Genomic DNA, 21,093 nt, shown 5'->3' with positions numbered 1-21,093 from the left:
TTCGCGCCGAGACAGCCAGCAGCGTCACCGGCCCGACGAGATGCTGCTGTACCAGCTCATCGAGCAGCACTGGCCGGCCTTCCTCGAGCGAGCCGACCAATCTGGCGGCTTGCCCGACTTCATCGTCGAGGAGTGCGATGCGCTTGGTGAAGCCCTGACTGACGCCGAGACCCTCGGCACGTGTCGCGCCTCAGCAGCGGCAGTTCACCACGACTCGATCGGCCTCGAACCCCTCGGGACGGCGCGCGAGGATCCCTCGGTCGACCCCTGCTCCGGCGGGGAGCGGCGCAAAGCGCAAGTCGAAGCCGACCCGGGTGACGTCACTCTCGTTGGCCACCGTCCCGTGGCTGAGCCCGCTGTCGAACACGAGGACCTCGCCGTGGCGCACCTCCACAGGCCGATGGTCCGCCTTGCCGTAGTCGCTCTCCACCCACATGCTCCGGGTCCCGCGGCAGTCCACCATCGGGATCCAGGCCGCGATCTGATCGAAGCGACCCGTGATGTCCGTGTCGCGGTGCCAGTCGCTCACGCCCGGACCCCTGGCGAGGTGGACCCGAAACCGTGGACGCTGCGGATACGAAAGCTTGCCGCCGAAGAAGGGCGCGAGCACCAGGCGCACGAACGCGTGGTAGATCGGATAGAAGGCCGAGTCGGCGGCCTGGGAGGCCATCCAGTCGCGCATGGCCTTGCTGTCTCGGTAGCCGAGCTCGGCCTCGGGTCCGAGCCGCGTCCGCTTCTTGGCCAGCACGGCGCGGTGCAGCCGGCTGACGTCACGCATGCGGAACATCCTGCAAAACACCTTCTCAAACGGAAACTGCGCCGGCTCGTAGCGGATGAGCTTGGCCGAAGACATCGCCCCGTCCCAGCCTTCGATGTCGCGAATGCTGGCCATCGGGCCTCGCTCGCTCAGTAGTGTGCGTGCGCGATCCACAGGCCTCCCTTGCTACCGATCCCCGTGGGGATCACGTAGAGACGATCGTTGAAGGTCGTCAACAGGGCGCTGGTGCCCCCGTTGCGCGAGGCGATGGCGAGCTGATTGGGCGAGTGCGGATCGATCTTGTTCAGGACCCCGTCGATGACGCAGTAGAGCGCGGACTTCATGACCGTCATGTTGTTGATGTGGCCCCCAGCGATGCAGAAGTTGTGGTTGATAGTGCCGTCCGAAGGGTCGATCTCCCACATCTCATGCCCCAGGAGCGCATGCCGAATCAGGTAGAGCTTGCCCTTGTAGGCCGTCATCGCCTTGACGTAGGTGTAGGCGAGCTTGTTCGTGCCCAGCGAGGTCCGCTTGCCGTTGGTGGGGTCGACCTCGAAGAGCTGAGCGCCCTTGGTGATGTAGAGCTTGCCGTTGCAGGTCGTGATCGCGGTGGTCCCGGTCCAGGTGATGGAGAGCTTGTGGCGGTCCCCGGTGGTGGGGTCGATGCGGTAGAGGTTGTCGAGGTATACGCCGTAGAGGAAGCCCCGCACGCCGTCGTCACCTGTGTTCATGGCTGCGATCTGCGCCCCCAGCCACAGGTGTTCTCCGGAGATCGAGGTCCGCTCCCCGCTGCCGGGATCGACCCGATACAGGTGCTCGCCCTGGGCGATGTAGAGCTGGCGGTTGACCGAGTCTGGAAGGTCGGTCGAGCCACGATCGAGGGCGAGCGTCGTGATCGAGCTCGTCGACTGCCACGCCTCGTCACCGAGTCGCTCCCAGCGACCGGCGTGGGGCTCGACCTCGTGGAGGTCGCCCTTGACCACGTAGAGCATCTGCTTGTACGCGACCATGGTCTCGGCGCCGGACCAGTCGAGGGTGCCGACCCGAAACCAGCTGCCGTCGTCTGGATCGATGGCCCAGATGCCGTCGCCGTCGAGGAGATAGAGCGAGCCCTGGATCGCGGTGAGGGCCTTGGACGACCACCACGCGCCGCCGAGCGAGTCCCAGTTCTCGCTCTCCTTGGCGTCTCGATGAATCTTCAGGATGTGGCCGCCCTGCTTGATCCCATCGATGGTATCGGTGTTCGAGGCGTAGATGTGGTCCTTGAACGCCGTGGCGATAATCGGCGGTAGCCAACCCTTAAAGCCGAGCTCGAAGCTGGTCACCAGATTGGTCGAGTTGTTGGGATCCTGATCGTATCGCCACAGGCCGCTGCCGTCGAACCCATAGATGTGCCCGCCGGTCGCGAGAATCCCGACCGGTAGTGCATAGGTGCTGAACTTGACACAGTCCCCCGTGCCTGGCTCGGCACGCCAAAGACCGCCATCCTGAATCAGCCACAGGTAGTCCTTCCACTCCGAGTTGTCTCCGCTGGTCAGCACGGCCATGGCCTGGGTGCCCGACCAGTGACCGTTGAGGAGCTTCCAATCCTCCTGATTGCTATTTTTGGGATCGACTTCGTAGAGGTGGCTGTCGACGACATAGAACTTGTCCCCGTACACGACCATGTGAGAGACGCTGCTCCAATTTCGTCCCATGACCCGGAACTGATGCTGGCGTTTGCCCACGGCGTGCAGCAGGGCGCTGAGGACCAGGCCCTTGGGCAGGCTTCCGACACCGCCGGGATCGCTGCTGATCCGGGAGTTCATGCGGCTGTAGACGTCCGCGTCCGAGGTCGCGTTGGTCGCCAGGTAATTGATGAGCTCGTTCATCGAGTCCTGGGTGAAGCCGTCGGGGATATCGCCGTTGCCGAATTGTAGCGATGGCAGGGTCAGGCCCGCGAGCAGCACCGCCTGCTGCTCCTTGAGCGTGGGCGCCCAGATGTCGGTCTGATCTTTGGTCCAGTCCTCGAGGATGCCCGCGAGGTCGCTGATCTTCTGCTCGTCGCTCGACATGTAGTTGAGCAGCGCGGCGGTGCCAAACGCGGTGCTCGCAAGGCTGTCGGCGAGCTGATCGGGCATGCCCATCTTCTTGAACAGCTTGCCGAGGTACGTCTTGCCGTACTCGACCGCCTTGCCCTTGGCGTACTCCTCGAGCTTGTCCCAGGCCGCCTTCTTCAGATAGTTGACGAGCTTGTCCTCAAGCTCCTTCCACGAGGCTTGGGGGACCTCGACGTCGGTGTCGATGTCGGTGTCGACGTCCACGTCCACGTCGATGTCGACGTCGATGTCCACGTCGATGTCGATGTCGACGTCGATGACCGCGAACACGTCGACGTCCACGTCCACGTCCACGTCGATGTCCACGTCCACGTCCACGTCGATGTCCACGTCAATGTCGACGTCGATGTCGACGTCGATGTTGATGGGGAGATCGAGGCCCTTTCCAAACCCTGGAGACAGGCTGCTCGGGAGCTGGTGGTCGGGCTTTTTCTTGGTGCTCATGGTGTGACCTCGGTCGTGGTGTTCGTGGATTGGATGGAGAGGAGCGGGATGATGCTGGCCAAAGATCGATTGATGACCTGGGTGGTGAATCGGACCTTCTGCCACTCGTGCCAAAACGGCGGATGATGCTCGCGCAGCGCGGTCTCACTGAGCGCGCGCAGGCCTGCCCACGCGCGCGCGGACACCCCCGCAGGCGCGTCGCCGCAGGCGGATCCAGGCTCCGCCTGCGCGTGCCCGAAGTAGTTGCAGCGACCGGTTAGATCGTCTTCGTCGCCGACGCGACCAAAAAAGAATCGCATCTTGGTAAACGGGTCGACGAGGAAGCGCAGGTTGCCGTGGGCGAGGGGGGGCGAGCCTGTCGCCCACCGGAGCGCGTCGGCCTCGAACTCGACGCCGTCGATGGCGGTCTCGCCGAGGACCAGCCCGCCCGCGTCGAGGCGCAGCGTCGCGAGCTCCGCGGTGGCCTCGGAGAGACCGCGAACGGTGTAGGTCGTGGCGAAGCGCGCGAGCTCGCCCTGACGCGGGGCCGAGACGGGCAGCTCGACCATGTCTCGCGCCTTCAGCTCGACGCGCTCGCCCCCGTCGTGGAGAATGACGCCCGCCAGCTCGCGCGGGCCCTTGCGCAGCGAGCCCGGCCGGACGCGCAACAGGCCCGAGTGCGGGTTCCCCTCGCTCGCCTGCCAGGCGAGCGCGCCGTTGTAGAAGGTCGGCTGTCGGATGCGCTCGTCGTTGACGTAGATCAGGCTGGCGCGCGTCGCCGGATCGCCGAGGATCGCGACGAGCAGATCGTGCTCGACGCAGTAGTAGGCCCCCGTCCAGGGCAAGAGCAAGGTCGCGTTGACCGCAGCGATCGACGCCGGGAGCATCTTCGGCCTGACCGCGTAGCCCCGCTCGCGCATCCACTGGTCGACGCTGGCGGGCAGCCGATCCTCGCGCAGCCCGATCTTGATCGTCTGCTGGAGATCGCGCGCGAGCGCCCCGCTGCGCAACACCGAGGTGATGAACGAGTCGTGGGGAGAGGAGACCAGCCTCGAGCCCTTGGCCGCGATCTGGATCGCGCCCTCGTCACGCGCGAGCAAGGCGGCGCGCTCGCGGGCCGAGAGCCCCGCGAAGGACTCGACGGCCGCCTCCGGGTCGTCGCGGTAGCGATCGTGGAGCTCGGGGTTGTCCGTCAATTCGATGAGGAACTCGCTGGCTCGACTCAGGGGCTGGTGCTGGTAGTCCATCGGGACCTCGAAGCTGGCGAATTCCCGAATTGCCCGGAGCTCGCGCTCGCCGTAGTCGGCGATGCGGCGAGTCGCAGACGCGGGCCGCAGGGTCTGACCGGGCTTGATCAGCTCGAGCCGCGTGGCCATGTCGACGTCGGTGGGCGTGGCGTGTTTCGGTGGAATGTAGAAGGTCGACAGACCCGTGATGCGGAGCTGGACCGCAGGATCGAGCAATTCCGAGAGCGCGTAGACTTCGACGGTGGGCTCGAGGGTCGGGTAGCGAGCCGCGATATAGTGCGTGATCTCGTAGTCTTCGCCGTAGAACGACTGGAGATACTCCGCGAAGATCTGAAATTTGTCGTTGACGAAGCCTCGGCGGCGAAAGCCCATCTTGCCGATCAGCCCGACTTGCCAGAGCACGACATGCAAGCCTGGGTCGGGATCCCGCTGCCGAATCAGCAGATCGGTGGCTTCGTGGGTCATCATGCCCGGATGGCAGGGGTCCACGCCGAGGTCCGCGCACAGGCAGTCCAGCGCCGAGATCCCCGCTTTCATCACGGCGCGGTGACCTTCCCGGCGGGCGATCTCGATGGCTCGGTGGGTCGAGAGCACGAAGATGCCCGGGTGCCCGTAGTAGATGACCACCACTTTTTCGCCCTGGCGTACCGGGTGGAGCACCGCCTCGCTCATCTGCACGTAGGTGTGGTAGCGAGGCTTGCCTTCGTCGTAGAACACGTAGAGGTCGTGAGCGTCGGGCCGCAGCTTGCGGATCCAGACCACGGTGGCCGGATCGGCCACGCAGAAGAAGACCCTGTCTGCGGCGCGTATCGACGCCTCTGCGTCGCGCGTGAAGCCCACGCTAGCGATGCCCGAGCCGAGCACGACGAGAGAACCAGTCGCTCGATCGCGCGCGCGCGAGGCCGCGGGCGTCTCGTGACTGGGCAGAGGCGCCGAGGCAATGTCCCGCGCGAGGGTGCGCCAGGCTGCGATCGACTGATCGCGGGTCGGGTATCGAGCGGCGGCGGGAGCCTCGTCTGCCCGCTCGGGATGGCGAGAGACCGTGATGGGCGGTCGAAATTGTGGTGGCAAAGTGTATCTCCTCGGGTCGTTTGTGCGCCGCGATCTGTGTACCGATCCAAAAAAATCGAGGGCTTCATGGCCCCGCGACACAAGCTCGAGGCTTGCACGTGATCGCTCGTTTCGGCGCTCTCGGGAGCCCGAGGCGTGTCGCTTGTCTCGCCAGGGGCGACGGCCATGCTCGACGCGCGTGCGAACCGGGCCCGCGCGGGCGAGACCTGACCGACAGGCCTGGCCTCGCCAAGGCCTGGTTTCGCTATCACTCTGGGTCAGGCAGCAGCTCCACGTCGAGCACGACATCAAACGGGGTGATCGGCAGCATGTACCAATTGTCCGCCAGCGTCGTGCGGTCGACCAGGGTCAGGCGCGCCACGATCACGCCATCGCGCATGGCGAGGAACCGGCTGCCGAATTCGGGCTCTGCGTCCGAGCCTCCGATCTCGACCGAGGTCAACCAGGCACAGTCCGTTGGATCCGACTCGTCCGCGTGGGTGCCGAGTTCACACAACATCATGTCGCGGCTCTGCAGCTGCACCCACCGCCCACGAGCGCCGCAGTCCGAGCTGGCGATGCTGAGGTTCGCCGCCGCCTCCGGCACCAGCGCCTGGCTGGCGAGAGACCAGCCCAGCGCACTCACGCCGTCGCGCGTGTCGAGCCGAAGCGTCACGAGCTGGGTCGCGGCGGGCTCGGGCTCCTCCCCGGCGGGCTCGCGCAGGTCGGGCTCGCCCAGGTCGACCGCTTCGGTGTCCTGATCCTCGACCGCGAAGTCCTCGGCGTCGCAGCCGAGGAGGGGAGACAGCGCCGCCGCAGCGACGAAGGCCAGCGGTGCGAGGGAGCGTAGGGGTGTCGTGGCGGTGTGCATGGTGACGCTGTTGTAGGCGTGAACCCGTTGGGCGAGAACACTCGATGTTGCCCATCGGCTGTGCAAATATGCACAGCATGAACTGGGACGACGTCCGCTTCGTGCTCGCCGTCTCCAAGGCTGGCTCGCTGCTGGGGGCCGCCAAGGCCCTCGGTGTGGACCACACCACGGTCGGGCGGCGCGTCGACGCGGCCGAGGCCGCCCTCGGCGTGCGGCTGTTTACCCGCACCACCCGTGGCTACGTTGCGACCGCCGACGCGGAGCGTCTGTTGCCGTCGATGGCGGCGGTCGAGCAAGCGATGCTCGGCGTCGAACGCAGCGCGCACGCACAACACGAGGGCCTCGTCGGCAGCGTGCGCGTGACCTCGCCGGAGACGCTGGGGACCCACTACCTGGCCGAGCGCCTGGCTGGCTTTGGGCTGCTGCATCCGGGGCTGCACATCGAATTGCTGCCAGCGGGCGAGGTGCTGGATCTGAGTCGGCGCGAGGCGGAGGTCGCGATTCGAACCTTCCGGTCCGAGCTGGACGGCCTGGTGCTGCGCCGGGTCGCGGTTGTCACCTATGGCATGTACGCGTCGGTCGAGTACCTGAAGCTTCGCCGGCTCCGGTCGGCGGGCGAGCTCGCCGAGCATGCGATCCTCAGCGGCACCCCCGACGCCAACGCGGCGGAGCCGAAGTGGCTCGAGCGGATCGCTCCTGGCGTGGTGCCGCGGTTTGTCAGCACCCTGTCGACGGCGCTGGTGGCCGCGGCGCGGGCATCGGCCGGGGTCGCAATCTTGCCGCGTTACCTGGGCGATGCGGAGCCGAGCTTGCGCTACGTCGCGATGCCCCATGAGCCCAGCGAGACGCTGTGGCTCACGGTCCACCGTGACCTCCGGGCGACGCCGCGGATCCGCGCGCTCCTCGATTTTCTGACCTCGACGATGAAGGCCGACGCCGGGTTGTTTCGCGGCCAGCCGCCAGGACGCTGAGCTCAGCCGTTGCTGAGCGTTAAACGAAGCCGGCTCGAGCCCGGCCATAGTTGATCATGTCGAGCGTCTTCAGCAGTTGAGCGACGAATGGTCCGGAAGCGAAAGCTGTATGCGCAGGGTCTGACGGATCAGGTCCTGATCAACGAGGCTCCCCCACGGAAGCAAGGACAACATTTCGTATCGACCGTCGAGGTCGGCGTCGAACACCGCGCGTGGTGACGGCCGCCCCCACACTGGATAGGGGAGATCCTCGTCCTCGACCTGTCGCGCAGACGTCAAGGACGGCACCGGAAAGCAAGGCACAGACACCCCTTCGCCGAAGACCAGTGACCGCATTGCAGCCACTGGGTCTCGAGTTCGTGGGCTGGCAAGCGTTGACCATCGAGGTCGACAACCACGGCCTCGAGCCGCAGTTGATCTCCGGGCAAGACCTCCGCGATCGGCTTTGCGTCGCCGGCGATCAGCGGCCCGACACGATCGAGGTGGAGCGGACCAAGCTCGACCTCGTGGTGAATCGTGAGGATCTCCGTGGACTCGATGTAGCTCGACGGCCGCAGCTCGCTGTCGCAGCCGAACAGCAACAAAGCAAAGGGCAGGCCGAGTCTCGTCGGGTTCTGATCCGCCTCACGCCCGACAGTGTCCAGGCATCGATGACGCGAGACAAGCGGGGGAAGCCCTGCTCAGCGCGCTCGCGCGTGGGGTCGAGTTGGCTGCTGGTCAAACGGCGAGATCGAGGTCGAGCTGGTCAGGCACAGCCGGCCGTGGACGCGGTGGCGGCCGAGGCCCGAGGCCGACGTTCGCGAGCACCCGCGCGATGCTGTCTCGCAAGTCGACGATCTCGACCAGGCGCATGCGCAGTGGTCCGCTTTCGCCGCTTGTCGAGAATCCTCGTCAAAGCAAGATTTAGCGGTTAGGTTCCGCCCCATGACTCGCGTCCAAGACTGGGGACTCCTCGCCTTCATTACATCATTCAGCACCGGACTTTACGGCTGTGTCGGAGACCCCACGCAGGACTCCCTCAGCGAATCCACAGAGAGCTCGTCCGAGACTTCGAGCAGCACCACAGACACCAGCGGAACCGATAGCGCTGAGGAGACCGAGACCGGCGAGACCGAGACCGAGACCGGCGAGACCGAGACCGGCGAGACCGAGACCGGCGAGACCGAGACCGGCGAGACCGAGACCGGTGGCGAAGACGAGTGCGAGAGCCTCGACGAGACCATGTGCGAGGACGGCATGCTCGTGAGCTGCGTCGAGGAGGATGAATTCCTCGTGTGGGGGGATCCGGTCGCCTGCGACACTGGGTTCATCTGCAAACAGAGCGCCTGCGAAGAGCTCTCGGCGGCCCAATTGTCTCAGATTAGCCTGCTCGGGATCTACGCTGACCACCTCCGCGACCACACTGGCTACGCGGAGGTGCTCGACTTCGAAGGGCTCGTGGCCGCGGCCGCCCACGATATCTCGCTTGGTGAGGGCGACGATTACACCTTCGCCAAGGCGATCTACTCGATCTACCGAGCCGTCCCCTTCGGACACAGCGCGATCGGCCTTGGACCTCTCGATTGGTCCCAGTGCTACGATCCGAACGGGTTTGCGCCGCTGCGGGGGAACTCCTGGTACGGAGTCTGTGCCCGTTCTGCAGGCGACGCGTCGATTGTCACCTTCGCGGACGAAATAAACCCGATGGGCCTCACCCCCGGAGACCGCGTGGTAGCGATCATACGCGGCGACGAGATCTGGGAAGGCCCGGACATGCTCGAGCGGATCAGCTACGAGCCTCTATGTGACGGTGGGATTCCCTCAGAGAGCGGCCGCGCCGACTACAACGCGTTGCACGTCTTTGCGGTCATCAAGCCAGGGGACGCGATTGAGGTTCTTCACCCGGACCAGAGCCTCGAGGTCATCGACGTCCCCGAGCGCGGCGATCAAATCTCCTGCTTCGATCCCTTCCGTCGTGAGGAACGCGGGGAGCTCTTCGCCTCCCACCAGCGCGAAGACGGCGTGGTCGTCATCATCCTGCCCACGCTCGGCTCTCACGCCGATCACCCCTTCCCGCAGCCGCTCTCTTTCCAGGGGTATCGCGACTGGAACGCTGAGGCGATCGAGCTGCTCAACGAGGACCTCGCGCAGTACAACGACATTGCGGGGATCGTCTGGGACATTCGCGGAAACCGGGGAGGCTCGGCCGAGTACGGAATGGGGATCTTCGGGTCTCTGGGCGATGTCGCCGGCGGTCTCGGCGAGTGCCACGCCCGCATCATCGCCTCGTCACCGCCCGAGTTCTCCGACGCAGTCGAGTACCCCTTCCCCTATCAGATCTTCGTCGACGATCCCCTGCCCACGCTCAACTTCGATGGCGAGCAAGTGATCGTCGCCGACGGGATGTCGGTCAGCGCCGCGGACTGGCTGCTGTACCGCGCCGCCGAGCTCGAAATTCCGATCTACGGTCACGGGGGGACCGGCGCCTACGGCTATCAGACCGGTCCGTCCTACGTGACGCAGAGCTGGGCCCCGGTCGAGGGTGAGCACACGGGCATCGACTCGTATGTCTCCGGCGCGCGCTGCCTCGACTCCGAGGGCGAGTCGCTCGAGGGCTACGCCCCCGTCACCGTCGAACTCGACTACGATCCCCAGGACCTCGCCGACGGCATCGACACCCTCATCGAGGCCGCTGTCGCGGACATTCTGGAGCCCTAGCCTAGCTCGGGCATGGACCGACTGCTCTCGACCTGAGAGCGGATCGGGAGGCGTGCGCGCGGAGAACTCGGGTTCGACGCGCGCACGTCGTTTCAAGTCGACCGCTCACGTTCGCGGTCGCCGCAGCTACGGCCCCGGGACGATCTTTGCGAGGACCTGATCGGCCCAATCGCCGAGGACCATCGCCTGCCCAGGCTTGCCGGGCATGAACGTCACGGTGTCCTCTTGTGGATTGACGTTCGCGTCGAGATAGCCCACGGCCATCAGCACTGCGTCCCCGGCCGGCTCGAAGTCCCAGACACGCTCGGACCAGGGGCTGGTGATCTGGTCGGCGAACAGAAAATCGGAGGTCGACGAGTAGGTTGCGAAGAACGCGTCGGTCGTCCAGTCGAACCCTGGCTCGACGAAGTCGACGGCGTCGGGGTCGTCCTCACCAATGTGTATGGTCTCGGCGAAGCTCCCGCCGAACACGACGTTGCCGTTGGAGAGCGCGACCACCCCCCGACCCAGCTCGTTGCCAGGGCTGGCGGCGACCTCGATCCACTCGAGCGCACCGTCGAGGCTCACACGCGCGAGGTAGGCGTCGTAAGCTCCCAACGAGCTCTTGCTGAGCTGGCCCTCGACCAGGGGATCGAAGGAGCTCATGCCGTTCCACTCACCGGCGAGATAGATGGCCGAATGGTCCGGAGCGATGTCGAGATCGCGGACGTAGGTGCGGAAGCCTCCGCCGAGCTGGCCTTCCCACGTGCGCTGGCCATTGGGGGAGACCCGGGTCAAGAACGCATCGCCGCCGCCCCATGCTTGATGGGTGCTCTCGTTCAGCGTGCCCGGCTCGTAGACGAGGTCCGCCGTGTGCGAGCCACAGAGCACCACGCTGTCGTCGGGCAAGCGGACCGCGTCGTCGTAGACGCCATCGATCCAAGCCTGGGCCCAGAGATGGCCGACCCCAGGCTCGTAGCGGGTCACGAACAGGTGCTGGTTGTTGTTGAAGGGCCCGAGATAGATCTCGTCTTGGGTGTTGGGATTGAGGGTGATGTCCCAGGTGAAGAACCCGATCAGGATGTAGGTTCCGTCGCTCAAGGGGACCACGTCGAGCAGCCATTCGTTTCCGGTCTCGCTGATCGACGTCGCCCACTCGAGCTGACCGTCGTCGCTGTACTTGGCCGCGAATGCATCGTTTCCGCCAGTGTGGGCGAGCAGCGTTTCGTTGAGCTCACCCTGGCCAAGGATCACGTCGTTGTTGTAGTGGCCGACGCCGACGAAGCCGCCGGAATCGACCTCGTGCAGCGCAGAGTGAGCGGCGGGAGCTTGCCGTTGCCAGACCATCGTCCCGGTCGCGTCGAGCCGGACCACGTAGGTCCCCGCCGGCCACTGCTGCCCGGCGAACTGACCGTTGGGGCTGATCTCCAGCGAGAGCACGGCTCCGTCGCCATCGGCGAACATCGCCGGGATGAGCGTGTAGTCGTCGCTGTCGACGACCGGGAAGTACCAGCTGTCGGGGATCTGGCACTGGTTCGGGCAGTCGCCGCCACAGTCGGGCCCGGTCTCGGCTCCGCTTTGGATCCCGTCGTCACAAGTCGGTGGCGAGCACGAGATTGTGCAGTCGTCGGTGTTGTCCTGATTGCCGTCGTCGCAGGCCTCCTGCCCGGCCCAGACCTCGCCGTCGCCACACGACGCGGCCACGCAGTTGTCGAGGCAGGCATCGGTGTTGTCGGCGTTGCCGTCGTCGCAGAGCTCTTGCCCGGCCCAGATCTCACCATCGCCACACGCCGCCGCGACGCAGGTATCGAGGCAGTCGTCGCTGTTGTCGGCGTTGCCGTCGTCGCAGGCTTCACCGACCTGAATTTCGCCGTCGCCACAGCTGGCCAGCGAGCAGTTGTTCTTGCAGGCGTCATCGTCGATGTCGTTGCCATCGTCACAACCCTCGCCGGGCCCGACGTAGCCGTCGCCACAGCTGGCCTGCACGCAGCCCTCGACGCAGGTGTCGGTGTTGTCGGCGTTGCCGTCGTCGCACTGCTCCATGTCGGCCCAGACGAAGCCGTCACCGCAGCCAGCGTTTGTGCAATCCCCGAGACAAGCGTCGGTGCTGTCGGCGTTGCCGTCGTCACAGCCCTCGACCCCCGCCTCCACGTAGCCGTCACCGCAACTCGCCGCCACACACCCGACCAGACAGGCGTCGCCATTGTCGGCGTTGCCGTCGTCGCAGGTCTCGCCGGGTCCGACATGGCCGTCCCCACACGACGCCTCGGTGCAGTCGGACAGGCAGCTGTCGGTGTCGTCTTGATTGCCGTCGTCGCAGACCTCGTCGTCCTCGACCACCCCGTTGCCACACTCGGCGGTGCTGCCTTCACCGCCGCCGGTGTCGGTGCCCGACTCGGTGCCCGACTCGGTGTCGGTGCGGGTGTCGGTGCCGGTGTCGGTGCCGGTGTCGGTGCCGGTGGTGTCGTCGCCACAGGCGAGCGCGAGCGAGAGCGGGAGCAAGGAGATCGTTCTGGCCAGGGGCGTGCGAAGCATTGGCAGATGCTGCCACTCTTGGGCGGGGCCGTCGAGTCAGGCTCGCGATCGCTTCTCGACGCGATGTCGCGGTGCCATGCAATTCTCGTCCTGCTCGAGCTACTCGTCGGCCCGGGGCGCTGGGTGTGAACCGTGATCGGCAGAGGACGCTCGGCGCAGTCGGCCTCAGCGTTGGCATCTCGCTGATCAGTCTCGGGGTGCTGCTGCTTGTCGCTGGCGGCACGAGGAAACAGAGCCTGAAGCGCGTGAGCGTTTCCGCAGGTCAGCTACAGTGGCGGTTCTGAGGGCGATCGGAGCCGCCGTCGTGCTGTCAGCAAAACACCCACGAACCGACGACCTGTGCGACGTACCGTCGCTGAAAGTCGCCGCCGCCACCTTGACGCCAGTGTGTTCGACGCGATAGGGACCTATCGTGCCCCGTTCGTGTAGCCGTTCAGTTTTGCTGCTGCTTCTCCTCGGCACGTCGGCATGCCATCTGATGGCTGATTCGACGACGCCCGACAAGGCGCCCACCTTCGCGCCGGTCTACACCGACGGACCCGTCCCGTTGCCCGGCGACGAGCCCGAGATCGCCATCGTCGCGGGCGTCGACGGACGTCCGGTGGTCGTGCCCACCATTACCCCGGGTGCCGTCATTGCGTTTCCGGCCGGCGACGCCAGACCGCCAAAGGAGATCTACGTGCGGCGACGGACCACCGAGGGCGAGGACCTTGGCGAGACGCTGACGCTCCCCGTTCGACCTCCCATCGACAAGGCCGACTCGAACGTCGGCTTCGAGATCCCTCAGCTACCACACGGCATCTACGATATTTGGTACGCGGGCGGTCGACCGTCGAAATCTCCACCCCCGCTCGTCGAGCCTCCTGATCCCACCGCGTCGCAGTGGCTCACCATTCAGATCAAGCCTCAGCTGCGGCCGGTGGACGCCGTCGTCTCGGGCCGGCCCGGAACCACGGTCGAGGTCGCTGTCGGGGTCGCGGGCGGGAAGCCTACCGACCCTACCGAGGTCACGCTCTCCGGCTTCACGTCGACGATCCGCCTCGCACCCGGACAATCGAAGCGCGTGCCTGTCGGCGCTGATGGCCTCGCACGGTTCAAGGTGAAGATTGGGTCCGACGGCGACGTGTATCTCGCTGCAACCTCGGAGACCTTCGCCCCGGTTGCGATCCGGGTTGTTGGTGGACCCGAGTACCCGATCCGCGACCACCGCCTGCAGCCCGGTGATCTGCTGCTCTGTCAAGGTAGCGGCTTCGTGTCGACGTCGATTCAAAGACTGGAGAGGGAGCAACTCGGGCCCCCGACGTCGCAGGCCGTTCCAGGATGCTCGGCGACGCGCGAGCGCCCCTGGTACTCGCATGTTGCCGTGTATCTCGACCACGGTGAGACCGCGGAGATGCTGGACAGCGGCTTGCTGCTCCACAGCCTGGAGCAGACCCAGAAGCAGTGCACGACGCTCGACGTGTACCGACGAGAAGGGATCACCGAGGATGAGCAGCAACGGATTGTCGCCTCGGTTCGCGCGTACGGGTATCGACCTTATGCGTACGGTCAGATCGCAAAGATGGCGCAGTTGGCCACGGTGACCGGAACGACGAGCGATTGGAAGGTGTGGATCGCAGGGTTCATCGGTGGCGCTGGGCTCAACATCCTGGCCAAGTTGAAGGCGTGGTTCAAGGGCGAGCCGTTCGTGCCCCTGTACACGGGGCCCGTGAAAGGCAGGGCTGCGATGATCTGCTCGGAGCTGGCCGCGTGGTCGTACCATGATGCAGACGTCGAGTTCGAGGTCGCCCCTTGGTGGCCGATCATGGAGAGTGAAGGAATGCTCGGCACTCTCAACGAGCAGATGGACTACACGACCCCCAACATGATCGCGCGCAGTCTCGACGCGACCTTTCAGTTTCAGAGTTGGCCCGCCGTTCCGCCCCAGGTGGTCGTGTGTTCCGACCAGATTCGCCTCGGCGAAGGCCTGGAGTTCGACACCGGCAGCGCTGTCATCCGCGAGGCGGATGAAGACTTGCTCGCGCAGCTCGTGGCGGTCCTCGCGGCAGATCCCGGCATCAAAGACATCTCGGTCGAGGGCCACACGGACAGCGTGGGTTCGGACGAGGACAACATTCGGCTCAGCCAAGCACGCGCCGAGGCGGTGCGGCTCTGGATGGTCGAGCACGGCGTCGCTGCTTCCCGGCTTTCGAGCGTGGGCCACGGAGAGGCGCAGCCACTCGTTGCCAACGACACGCGAGCCAACCGACACCGAAACCGCCGAGTCGAGTTCCGTCGTGCGCCATAGGCCGCGCGATCGCGGACAGCCCCGTGCAGGCGCCGAGTCACCAGGGGCCAACCGAGGGTGCGCCCATGCCTTTCACTCGAGCTCCTCGACGGCCTCGAACTTGCTAGACTCTTCGCGTGCGCCGCCGGACTGCTCGAGCGCTACGTCCTGCGTCGTGCCCATGACCGATCTCGGATTCACGCTGCCGCTGAGCGAGAATGCGTTGCTGACCGCGCTCGCGCGTGGACAGGGTCGCGCGTTGATGCACGTGCGTCACACAGGCCGGCTCTTGTCCACGGCGTCGATGCTAGACCACCTGCTGGTCAGTCAATCCTACGATCAGCAATGCGAGGGCCATCGCGCAACATGGTTGTTCGAGATCATGCAAGCCGTGGGCTGGACCGAGAGGTTTGTGCGCCCGGTGTGCGACGCGATCCATACGACCGAGGACACCTGGGACCTCGCGCAGCTATGCGCGCTCGCGTTGCTCTACGCCCGCGCCGGGCACCCCGAGGCGGCCACGGCGTTGCGCTGGGTGGTCGACACATGCCCAGACAAATCGGCGCCGTGGCAAGCCCAGTCCGAGATCCTCGAGTTCGATGGTGTCGAGGGATTCGTGCGGATTGCGAGGCACTATCTCGCCGCCGGTCTGGAATCAGGCCCATACGATTGGAGGGATCTCGATTGGCTGCACACTCAGGCCAAGCAGACGCTCGGCGAAGCCGAGGTCCTCGCAGCGCTGGCCGAGATACCCGCCTTGAAGGGTTTGTCCGGCTTGATCGAGGCCGCCGAGGCGGAGCGTTCGAAGCTCCGCCCAGCGCCGCATTGGGAGCCGGCTGAGGTGAACGTTGAGGCGCTAGTTACAGCCGCGCGGCAATCGACCCAACCAATGATCGGGTGGTTCATGTTTTGGGGCAACAGGGCAACGTCGGCCCAGCTCGAGCAGGTGGTGAGCACGATGATCACAACCTCGGAGCTGACCGTGCGCTGGCACCTCTGGCAGGTGTTCAGGCACCGTGCGCTGCCCTCGGCCGCACCCGAGATCTTGATCGACCAAGTACTTGCCTGCGAGGACAGTTGGGCGCGGAGCCGGGGGATCAGCATGTTGTCGCGCAGCTCGGACCCACGGATGCGTGTCCGTGCACGCGAGGCGCTGGCGCGCTCGGATCTGGAGCTGCTGCCCTGGCTCACCCACGACCGGACGCCCGAGGACACCCAGGCGATCTGCGCTGCGCTGCGTCAAGCGCCAACCGATGACCCAGATTTCGTCCACAGCGTCGGTTTGGATCTACTCGCGGTGTTCGGCGCGGACGCGACCGGCTGCGCGGAAGCGATGATCTGGCTGTGGTCAGCGACGCCCTGCAGCGTGTGCCGTGGCCAAGCGCTCGAGCAGCTGCAGGCGGCTGGCGGGGCGCCGGCATGGCTGGTGGAGGAGGCCGCGTCAGACTCGAACCTCGACATCCGCGAGCTGGTTGCGATCACGAGCTGAGACCGGCTACGCGCGCGCTCCCATCGGCACTACGCCACTGAGCCGTTGGCGCCGGCGGGCGTTGACGAGTCTGTAGTCGACGCAACCCTATTCGAGTGATCGACGTGCACGGCGCCTGCAAAAGCGTAAATAGTGCGATTGTCACGGCGGGTGTCGCAGCGGGTGTGACAGGTGGCACTCGGCGACGGCGACGGCGACTACCCTGGCATGTACCACTGCGATCCCGCGGGCGAGCCATGTTTTCAAAGCTGCGAGACCTTTGTCGAAGGCCTGACCTGCGACACGATGTGCACCTCGGTGGGCGAGACCTGCGTGGCCTACGAGCGCAGCCGAGGTGGGAGTGAGCCGATCGGCGATCAGCTACCTACCGTTTGATCGGGGCGCACCGACGGTGATCGTGGATGTGATGTTTGAGCGCGGGGCCAAGGTGTTCTCGATCCTGCGCTGGCTGACCTGAGGTCACGTTGCGACACGCTCGAGTTGCTCAACTGCACGGGGCGCGAACGAACCACCTTTGCGTTCGTAGGTCTGGGCCTGGACTTTGTAGCGCTGGCCCTCCCGGGTCACGATGATCTCGTTGAAACCATGGCGCTCGTAGGTCTCGCGGCTGCCGAGGGTGCCGGCGCCGGCGATCAACAGCTCGCCCTTTCGCTCGAGGTAGGCCGCGTGGGTATGGCCATGGAGGAGCAGCGTGAAGCCCTGCTCTTCCAACGCCGCTTGCAGCTGTCCGCCGTTTGTCAGGCCCGAGTAGGAGGTGATTTCGGTCGCAATACTGGGGACTTGGGCCAGAGGGTGGTGGACGACGGCGATGCGAATCGGCTCGTGTTTCCATACGGCGCTGCGCAGGTGTTGAATGTCGCGATCGTGCACCAGCCCCGGGTCGAGGCGGCCGTAGTGCTCGTGGTTGGCGCCCCCGTATTCGGGCGAGCCAAGCAGCGCAAACGCGAGGCCGAGGGAGCGATAGTGCTGATGTGCTGGTTCACGAGTCTCGGGTGGCTCGACCAACTGGGGAAAGGGCCAGGATGTGCCGGTGAAGACCCGAGCAAAAGCCAGGTGAGGGCGCCGCCCGCCAGCGGGACCGTCGACGGCGGTCCAGTCGACGTCATGGTTTCCGGGCACGAGCAGCAAGCGCGGGTCGTCAGGGTCGAGCCCCGGGTGCGGGGCGAGGCACGCGGCGACACGGTCTAGCCAGGCCCGACCAGCCTCGAGCTGATCGTCTTGCCCCGCCTCGGCGATGTCACCGGAGACGACCACGAGGTGTGGGCGTTGGTGGGTCTCGAGTTGAGCGAGCCAATCGAGGTAATCGTCACGAATAGGGCCCTGTCCGGCGGCCTTGGCTAGCTTGCGCCCTTGCACGCTGTTATCCTTGGCGTCGACGCTCAGCGCCGTCTTGGGGCCAAAGTGGAGATCAGAGATGTGGTGAATGCGGACCGGTGGCGGATAGTGATCGGCGAGCACCGGATCGCCGATCTCGTACTCGCCGGAGTCGGATTGCATGAGCAGGCCCAGGTGCAACAACATCCGGCATAGGTCCTCGCTGGGTCGCTCGTGCTCGGCGACCATGCGAAGCGCACCGCGGTGCTCGGGGATCAGGCAATCGTACAAGACGTGATAGAGATAATCGTATTTACCCGAATTTAGCTCCCCGATTACCTCTTTTCCGAATTTATGAATATCGTCGCGTGACAACGGATTGCGCAGATTGCCCTCTGGCGTGTCCAATACATGCCGAAAAAATTCGGCGAGCAGAAAGGGGTTGCGTCGCCAGGTCGGCGGCAGCTGCTCGAACAGTTGGTGTTGAGTTGGTGTGCGAGGGAACCGCTGCGACTGCGCCGCAGACAGGGGACCCAGGCGACGATACTCGAGGTCCTTGCTGCTGACCAAGGCGCCGCCGACTTCGCGCAAGGCGTGCCACTCGGCAGGAGTGAGCGCGAGGGTCACGATCGTTCCCGTGTGCTTGAGACGCTGGCACCACTCGACGAATTGTTTGGCGCCCTCGACGTTTAGCTCCCAGCCCTTGTTCATCACTTGCTCGGGAGCGGTGTCGTGGAAGAGCACAGAGCCGGGCTCATCGAATAGCAGGACCGTCCGGCCGCGCGCGTGCTCGGGCAACTCCTGCTTTTTGGCGTCGATCTGGTCGAGCGTGACGTGAGCTGCGTTCGCGGGTCCGATCGCGGCTTCGATCGCGTTCAAGGCCCAGGTCTTGCCCGAGCGGCGGGCACCCAACAACGGCCAGAATACCCCATGTGGCATGGTTTGGACGGTCTGGACGAGCGCGTCCCAATTGCGCAGCTCATAGTCCGCGTGATACTTGGAGGGCCACCAAAAAATCATGATTGGGGTTCCCCCAGCGTTTCGATGTTATCGTGCATCCAGTTCAAGAATGGTTTGTCGATCACCCAGCTGCCGTCAGCGAGCGCGCCTTGATCACGCATCACTCGTTTCTCAGCATCCGTGAGGTCGGTTGGATTGGACAGCCTTCGATGTTCCCGAGCTGCCGCCAACCCAGCCCGTAGGACCTCCCGGGCTCGGGGGGTGAACTCCTGCCAGCGCAACTCGAAGTAGGTCGCTTTGGCGCGCAACAGCACACGACGGTAGAAATCTTGAAAATCACCGCGAGACATGGTCGCGGGCGTGCGTTGATGGACGGTCTGCTCCTGGACGAGCGCGTAGCCGAGTACTTGCAAGTAATAAGGCCACGTCCCGCACTCCTGCACAACCCAACTCGCCAAAGTCGCGGAGATCGGCGCTTGCGCGGGGGCTGTCGCAGTCAGAAACTCGAGCGCGTCGGGCTCGGGGATCGGGCCAAAGTCGACGAAGGTGACGTCATTTCCAAACGATGATCCTGGGACCTCGCGCATTCGCTCCCTGACCTGGACCCAGTCGTAGTGGGAGCCCGAGTAGATCAACGTAATCGCGGAGTCTTCATTGCCGAGCGCGCGGAGCCAGCGGAGTGTGCCGGCCTGGGCCTCCGCGAGCACGGCGATCTCGTCGAGGATGATCACCGGCGCCTTGTGTTCGTGCAGCAGCTCGACAAACGCGGCGGCGGAGTTCGGCGCGTCACCGAGCTTCGGCGCGAGCAGGCTCGCAATGTCGTCGGGGGTTTGTGCCGGTCCAGCCTGCAGGCTGCGTGAGAACACCTGGCACCCGGGGCTGTGGTGCACCAGATAATTGAGGAACGAGGTCTTGCCCGCCCGCCGGGGCCCGCGTAGCCACGCGACCCCGCGACGGCGGAGCACCTGCACGACCTCGTCGATCTCGACGCGTCGTCCCGGGAGCGTGTCGACGTTGCGCAGGGCCGTATCGGGGGAGAAGGGGTTGGTGATGATGTCGCCGAACTGCGTGGAGACGATCGTGAGCGGGCTGGGTGGGGGACGGTCGACGGAGATGCTGCGAATCTCACCGTCCCATGGCAGCGGCGCCCAGCCAAGCGACTGAGCGAGCGAGCGCGTGGGCTGGCCGGCTAGCGAGCGGGCGACGGCCTCGCGCGATTGATGGTCGCGGATACCTGCGAGCGGCAGGTAGAACACGGCGGCGCGATCTGGGCGCGGCACCTCGAGGTAGGCTTCGGCGGACTCGGGTTGCAGGCAGAATTGACCGCTCGGTGTCTGGGCCAGACCGATCTCGCCGTGGGTCTGCAGGATCGCGAGGCAGGGCTCGAGCCGCCAGACTTGGACACCCGCGGTGGAGCCGGCGATGACTTGGGCGCTGTCTGGCGACCAGGCTACCCGCCTGAGTGGAGTCTCGCTGCGAAACTGCTCGAGCTGCTCGTAGGTCTGGGCATCCCAGATCCGCAAGGTCTTGTCGTCCGAGACCGACGCGAAGCGGGTGCCGTCGGGTGCGAACGCGAGACCCCTGACCGGCGCGGTGTGGCCGACTAATTCGTGAATGCGGCCGCCGTCGTTGGCATTCCAGACCCGCAGCTTGCAGTCCCAAGACGATGACACAAAGCGATCACCGCTGGGATACCAAGCGATGCCGTTGACGTAATTGGAGTGCGCGTTGATCTCCAGCAGCTTGGCGAGAGTCGGGATTGACCAGATTTGGATGTCGAAGAAAGACGAGCCCGAGGCGAGCTTGGTGCCGTCGGGCGAGAAGGCCACGCAATTGACCCAATCCTCATGCTTGGCGGTTGCGAGGTGCTCGCCGGTCGCGGGGTTCCACAAGCGGCTCGTGCGGTCGGCGGAGCCGGAGGCGAGCAGCTTGCCGTCGGGTGAATAGGCCACGCACGTCGCGTCGCGGGTGTGGCCGGCGAGGGTGCGGACGTGCTCGAGCGTGTTGGCGTCCCAGATGCGGACCCGACAGTCGCTCGTGGCCGAAGCGACGTGTTCGCCGGAAGGGGAGTGCGTGATGGCGCGGGGCTTGGCCTGGTGGCTGGTGGTGATGGCGCGTTGGGTGTGGGAGTGGGGGTCCCAGACGCGGAGGGTGTCATCGTCGGACCCCGATATGAAGCCGGTGCCGTCTGGGGCGTAGGAGACGCACGTTGCGTCCTTGGTGTGGGGGAGCAGCTTGGTTGGTTCGGTTGCGTCCCAGATACGGATGGTGTTGTCGTGGGAAGCGGAAGCGATGCGGCGGCCATCGGGGGACCAGGCCACGGAGGTGACCGAGTGCGAGTGCCCGTTGAGGGTGGAGAGGTTGCGGCCGTCGTCGGCGTCCCAGATGCGGATGGTGTCGTCGTGGGAAGCGGAAGCGATGCGGCGGCCATCGGG

At 65.5% G+C, this 21,093-nt stretch carries 13 protein-coding genes; 5 read left to right on the top strand and 8 right to left on the bottom strand.

Annotation, left to right across the window (positions count from 1 at the left end; all coding sequences use genetic code 11):
* Positions 1-190: 190 nt before the first annotated feature.
* The 4 genes from ENSA7_RS07100 to ENSA7_RS07085 are packed head-to-tail and all read right to left on the bottom strand — an operon-like array spanning position 191 to position 6,447.
* Positions 191-892, bottom strand: a complete 702-nt coding sequence (locus ENSA7_RS07100) for a phytanoyl-CoA dioxygenase family protein (protein ID WP_106088450.1) — start codon at positions 890-892, stop codon at positions 191-193.
* A 14-nt stretch (positions 893-906) separates the two neighbouring features.
* On the bottom strand, positions 907-3,300 hold the full coding sequence (locus ENSA7_RS43310; protein ID WP_181233363.1) for a ligand-binding sensor domain-containing protein: 2,394 nt from the start codon (positions 3,298-3,300) through the stop codon (positions 907-909).
* Entirely contained in the window at positions 3,297-5,885 is a 2,589-nt protein-coding gene (locus tag ENSA7_RS07090) for an SAM-dependent methyltransferase (RefSeq protein WP_106088449.1), read from the bottom strand. The genes ENSA7_RS43310 and ENSA7_RS07090 overlap by 4 nt, the downstream gene beginning before the upstream one ends.
* On the bottom strand, positions 5,845-6,447 hold the full coding sequence (locus tag ENSA7_RS07085; RefSeq protein ID WP_106088448.1) for a hypothetical protein: 603 nt from the start codon (positions 6,445-6,447) through the stop codon (positions 5,845-5,847). The genes ENSA7_RS07090 and ENSA7_RS07085 overlap by 41 nt, the downstream gene beginning before the upstream one ends.
* A 77-nt stretch (positions 6,448-6,524) precedes the next feature.
* On the opposite strand from ENSA7_RS07085, the gene ENSA7_RS07080 reads away from it, so the two are divergent.
* Positions 6,525-7,418, top strand: a complete 894-nt coding sequence (locus ENSA7_RS07080; protein ID WP_181233359.1) for a LysR family transcriptional regulator — start codon at positions 6,525-6,527, stop codon at positions 7,416-7,418.
* Positions 7,419-7,693: 275 nt separating this feature from the next.
* Here the strand turns inward: ENSA7_RS07080 and ENSA7_RS07075 are convergent, their stop codons facing one another.
* Positions 7,694-7,999, bottom strand: a complete 306-nt coding sequence (locus tag ENSA7_RS07075; protein ID WP_181233357.1) for a hypothetical protein — start codon at positions 7,997-7,999, stop codon at positions 7,694-7,696.
* 343 nt (positions 8,000-8,342) lie between these two features.
* On the opposite strand from ENSA7_RS07075, the gene ENSA7_RS07070 reads away from it, so the two are divergent.
* Positions 8,343-10,115, top strand: a complete 1,773-nt coding sequence (locus ENSA7_RS07070) for a S41 family peptidase (RefSeq protein ID WP_106088445.1) — start codon at positions 8,343-8,345, stop codon at positions 10,113-10,115.
* 126 nt (positions 10,116-10,241) lie between these two features.
* Here the strand turns inward: ENSA7_RS07070 and ENSA7_RS07065 are convergent, their stop codons facing one another.
* On the bottom strand, positions 10,242-12,629 hold the full coding sequence (locus ENSA7_RS07065; protein WP_181233355.1) for a hypothetical protein: 2,388 nt from the start codon (positions 12,627-12,629) through the stop codon (positions 10,242-10,244).
* 439 nt (positions 12,630-13,068) lie between these two features.
* Between ENSA7_RS07065 and ENSA7_RS07055 the strand changes: the two genes are divergently transcribed.
* The 3 genes from ENSA7_RS07055 (at position 13,069) to ENSA7_RS42090 (ending at position 16,759) form a co-directional block, all read left to right on the top strand.
* On the top strand, positions 13,069-14,916 hold the full coding sequence (locus ENSA7_RS07055; protein ID WP_146157430.1) for an OmpA family protein: 1,848 nt from the start codon (positions 13,069-13,071) through the stop codon (positions 14,914-14,916).
* A 160-nt stretch (positions 14,917-15,076) separates the two neighbouring features.
* Positions 15,077-16,384: a hypothetical protein gene (locus ENSA7_RS07050; RefSeq protein WP_106088441.1), complete on the top strand. Its 1,308-nt coding sequence runs from the start codon at positions 15,077-15,079 to the stop codon at positions 16,382-16,384.
* Positions 16,385-16,555: 171 nt separating this feature from the next.
* Positions 16,556-16,759, top strand: a complete 204-nt coding sequence (locus ENSA7_RS42090) for a hypothetical protein (RefSeq protein ID WP_146157429.1) — start codon at positions 16,556-16,558, stop codon at positions 16,757-16,759.
* Between the two features lie 84 nt (positions 16,760-16,843).
* Here the strand turns inward: ENSA7_RS42090 and ENSA7_RS07045 are convergent, their stop codons facing one another.
* Both ENSA7_RS07045 and ENSA7_RS07040 read right to left on the bottom strand, forming a co-directional pair.
* Positions 16,844-18,718: a metallophosphoesterase gene (locus ENSA7_RS07045; RefSeq protein ID WP_106088440.1), complete on the bottom strand. Its 1,875-nt coding sequence runs from the start codon at positions 18,716-18,718 to the stop codon at positions 16,844-16,846.
* A partial coding sequence (locus ENSA7_RS07040; protein WP_342352815.1) for a WD40 domain-containing protein occupies positions 18,715-21,093 on the bottom strand: 2,379 nt, incomplete at its 5' end. The genes ENSA7_RS07040 and ENSA7_RS07045, both read right to left, overlap by 4 nt.

The sequence above is a fragment of the Enhygromyxa salina genome, from assembly GCF_002994635.1.
GTDB lineage: Bacteria > Myxococcota_A > Polyangia > Nannocystales > Nannocystaceae > Plesiocystis > Plesiocystis salina_B.
This window is presented reverse-complemented; position numbering and strand designations above follow the sequence as displayed.

Bases quoted from the DNA above. Each gene is read 5' to 3' on its own strand.
- ENSA7_RS07100 (WP_106088450.1), bottom strand. From the start codon at position 892: ATGGCCAGCATTCGCGACATCGAAGGCTGGGACGGGGCGATGTCTTCG.
- ENSA7_RS43310 (WP_181233363.1), bottom strand. From the start codon at position 3,300: ATGAGCACCAAGAAAAAGCCCGACCACCAGCTCCCGAGCAGCCTGTCT.
- ENSA7_RS07090 (WP_106088449.1), bottom strand. From the start codon at position 5,885: ATGTCGTGCTCGACGTGGAGCTGCTGCCTGACCCAGAGTGATAGCGAA.
- ENSA7_RS07085 (WP_106088448.1), bottom strand. From the start codon at position 6,447: ATGCACACCGCCACGACACCCCTACGCTCCCTCGCACCGCTGGCCTTC.
- ENSA7_RS07080 (WP_181233359.1), top strand. From the start codon at position 6,525: ATGAACTGGGACGACGTCCGCTTCGTGCTCGCCGTCTCCAAGGCTGGC.
- ENSA7_RS07070 (WP_106088445.1), top strand. From the start codon at position 8,343: ATGACTCGCGTCCAAGACTGGGGACTCCTCGCCTTCATTACATCATTC.
- ENSA7_RS07065 (WP_181233355.1), bottom strand. From the start codon at position 12,629: ATGCTTCGCACGCCCCTGGCCAGAACGATCTCCTTGCTCCCGCTCTCG.
- ENSA7_RS07050 (WP_106088441.1), top strand. From the start codon at position 15,077: ATGACCGATCTCGGATTCACGCTGCCGCTGAGCGAGAATGCGTTGCTG.
- ENSA7_RS07045 (WP_106088440.1), bottom strand. From the start codon at position 18,718: ATGATTTTTTGGTGGCCCTCCAAGTATCACGCGGACTATGAGCTGCGC.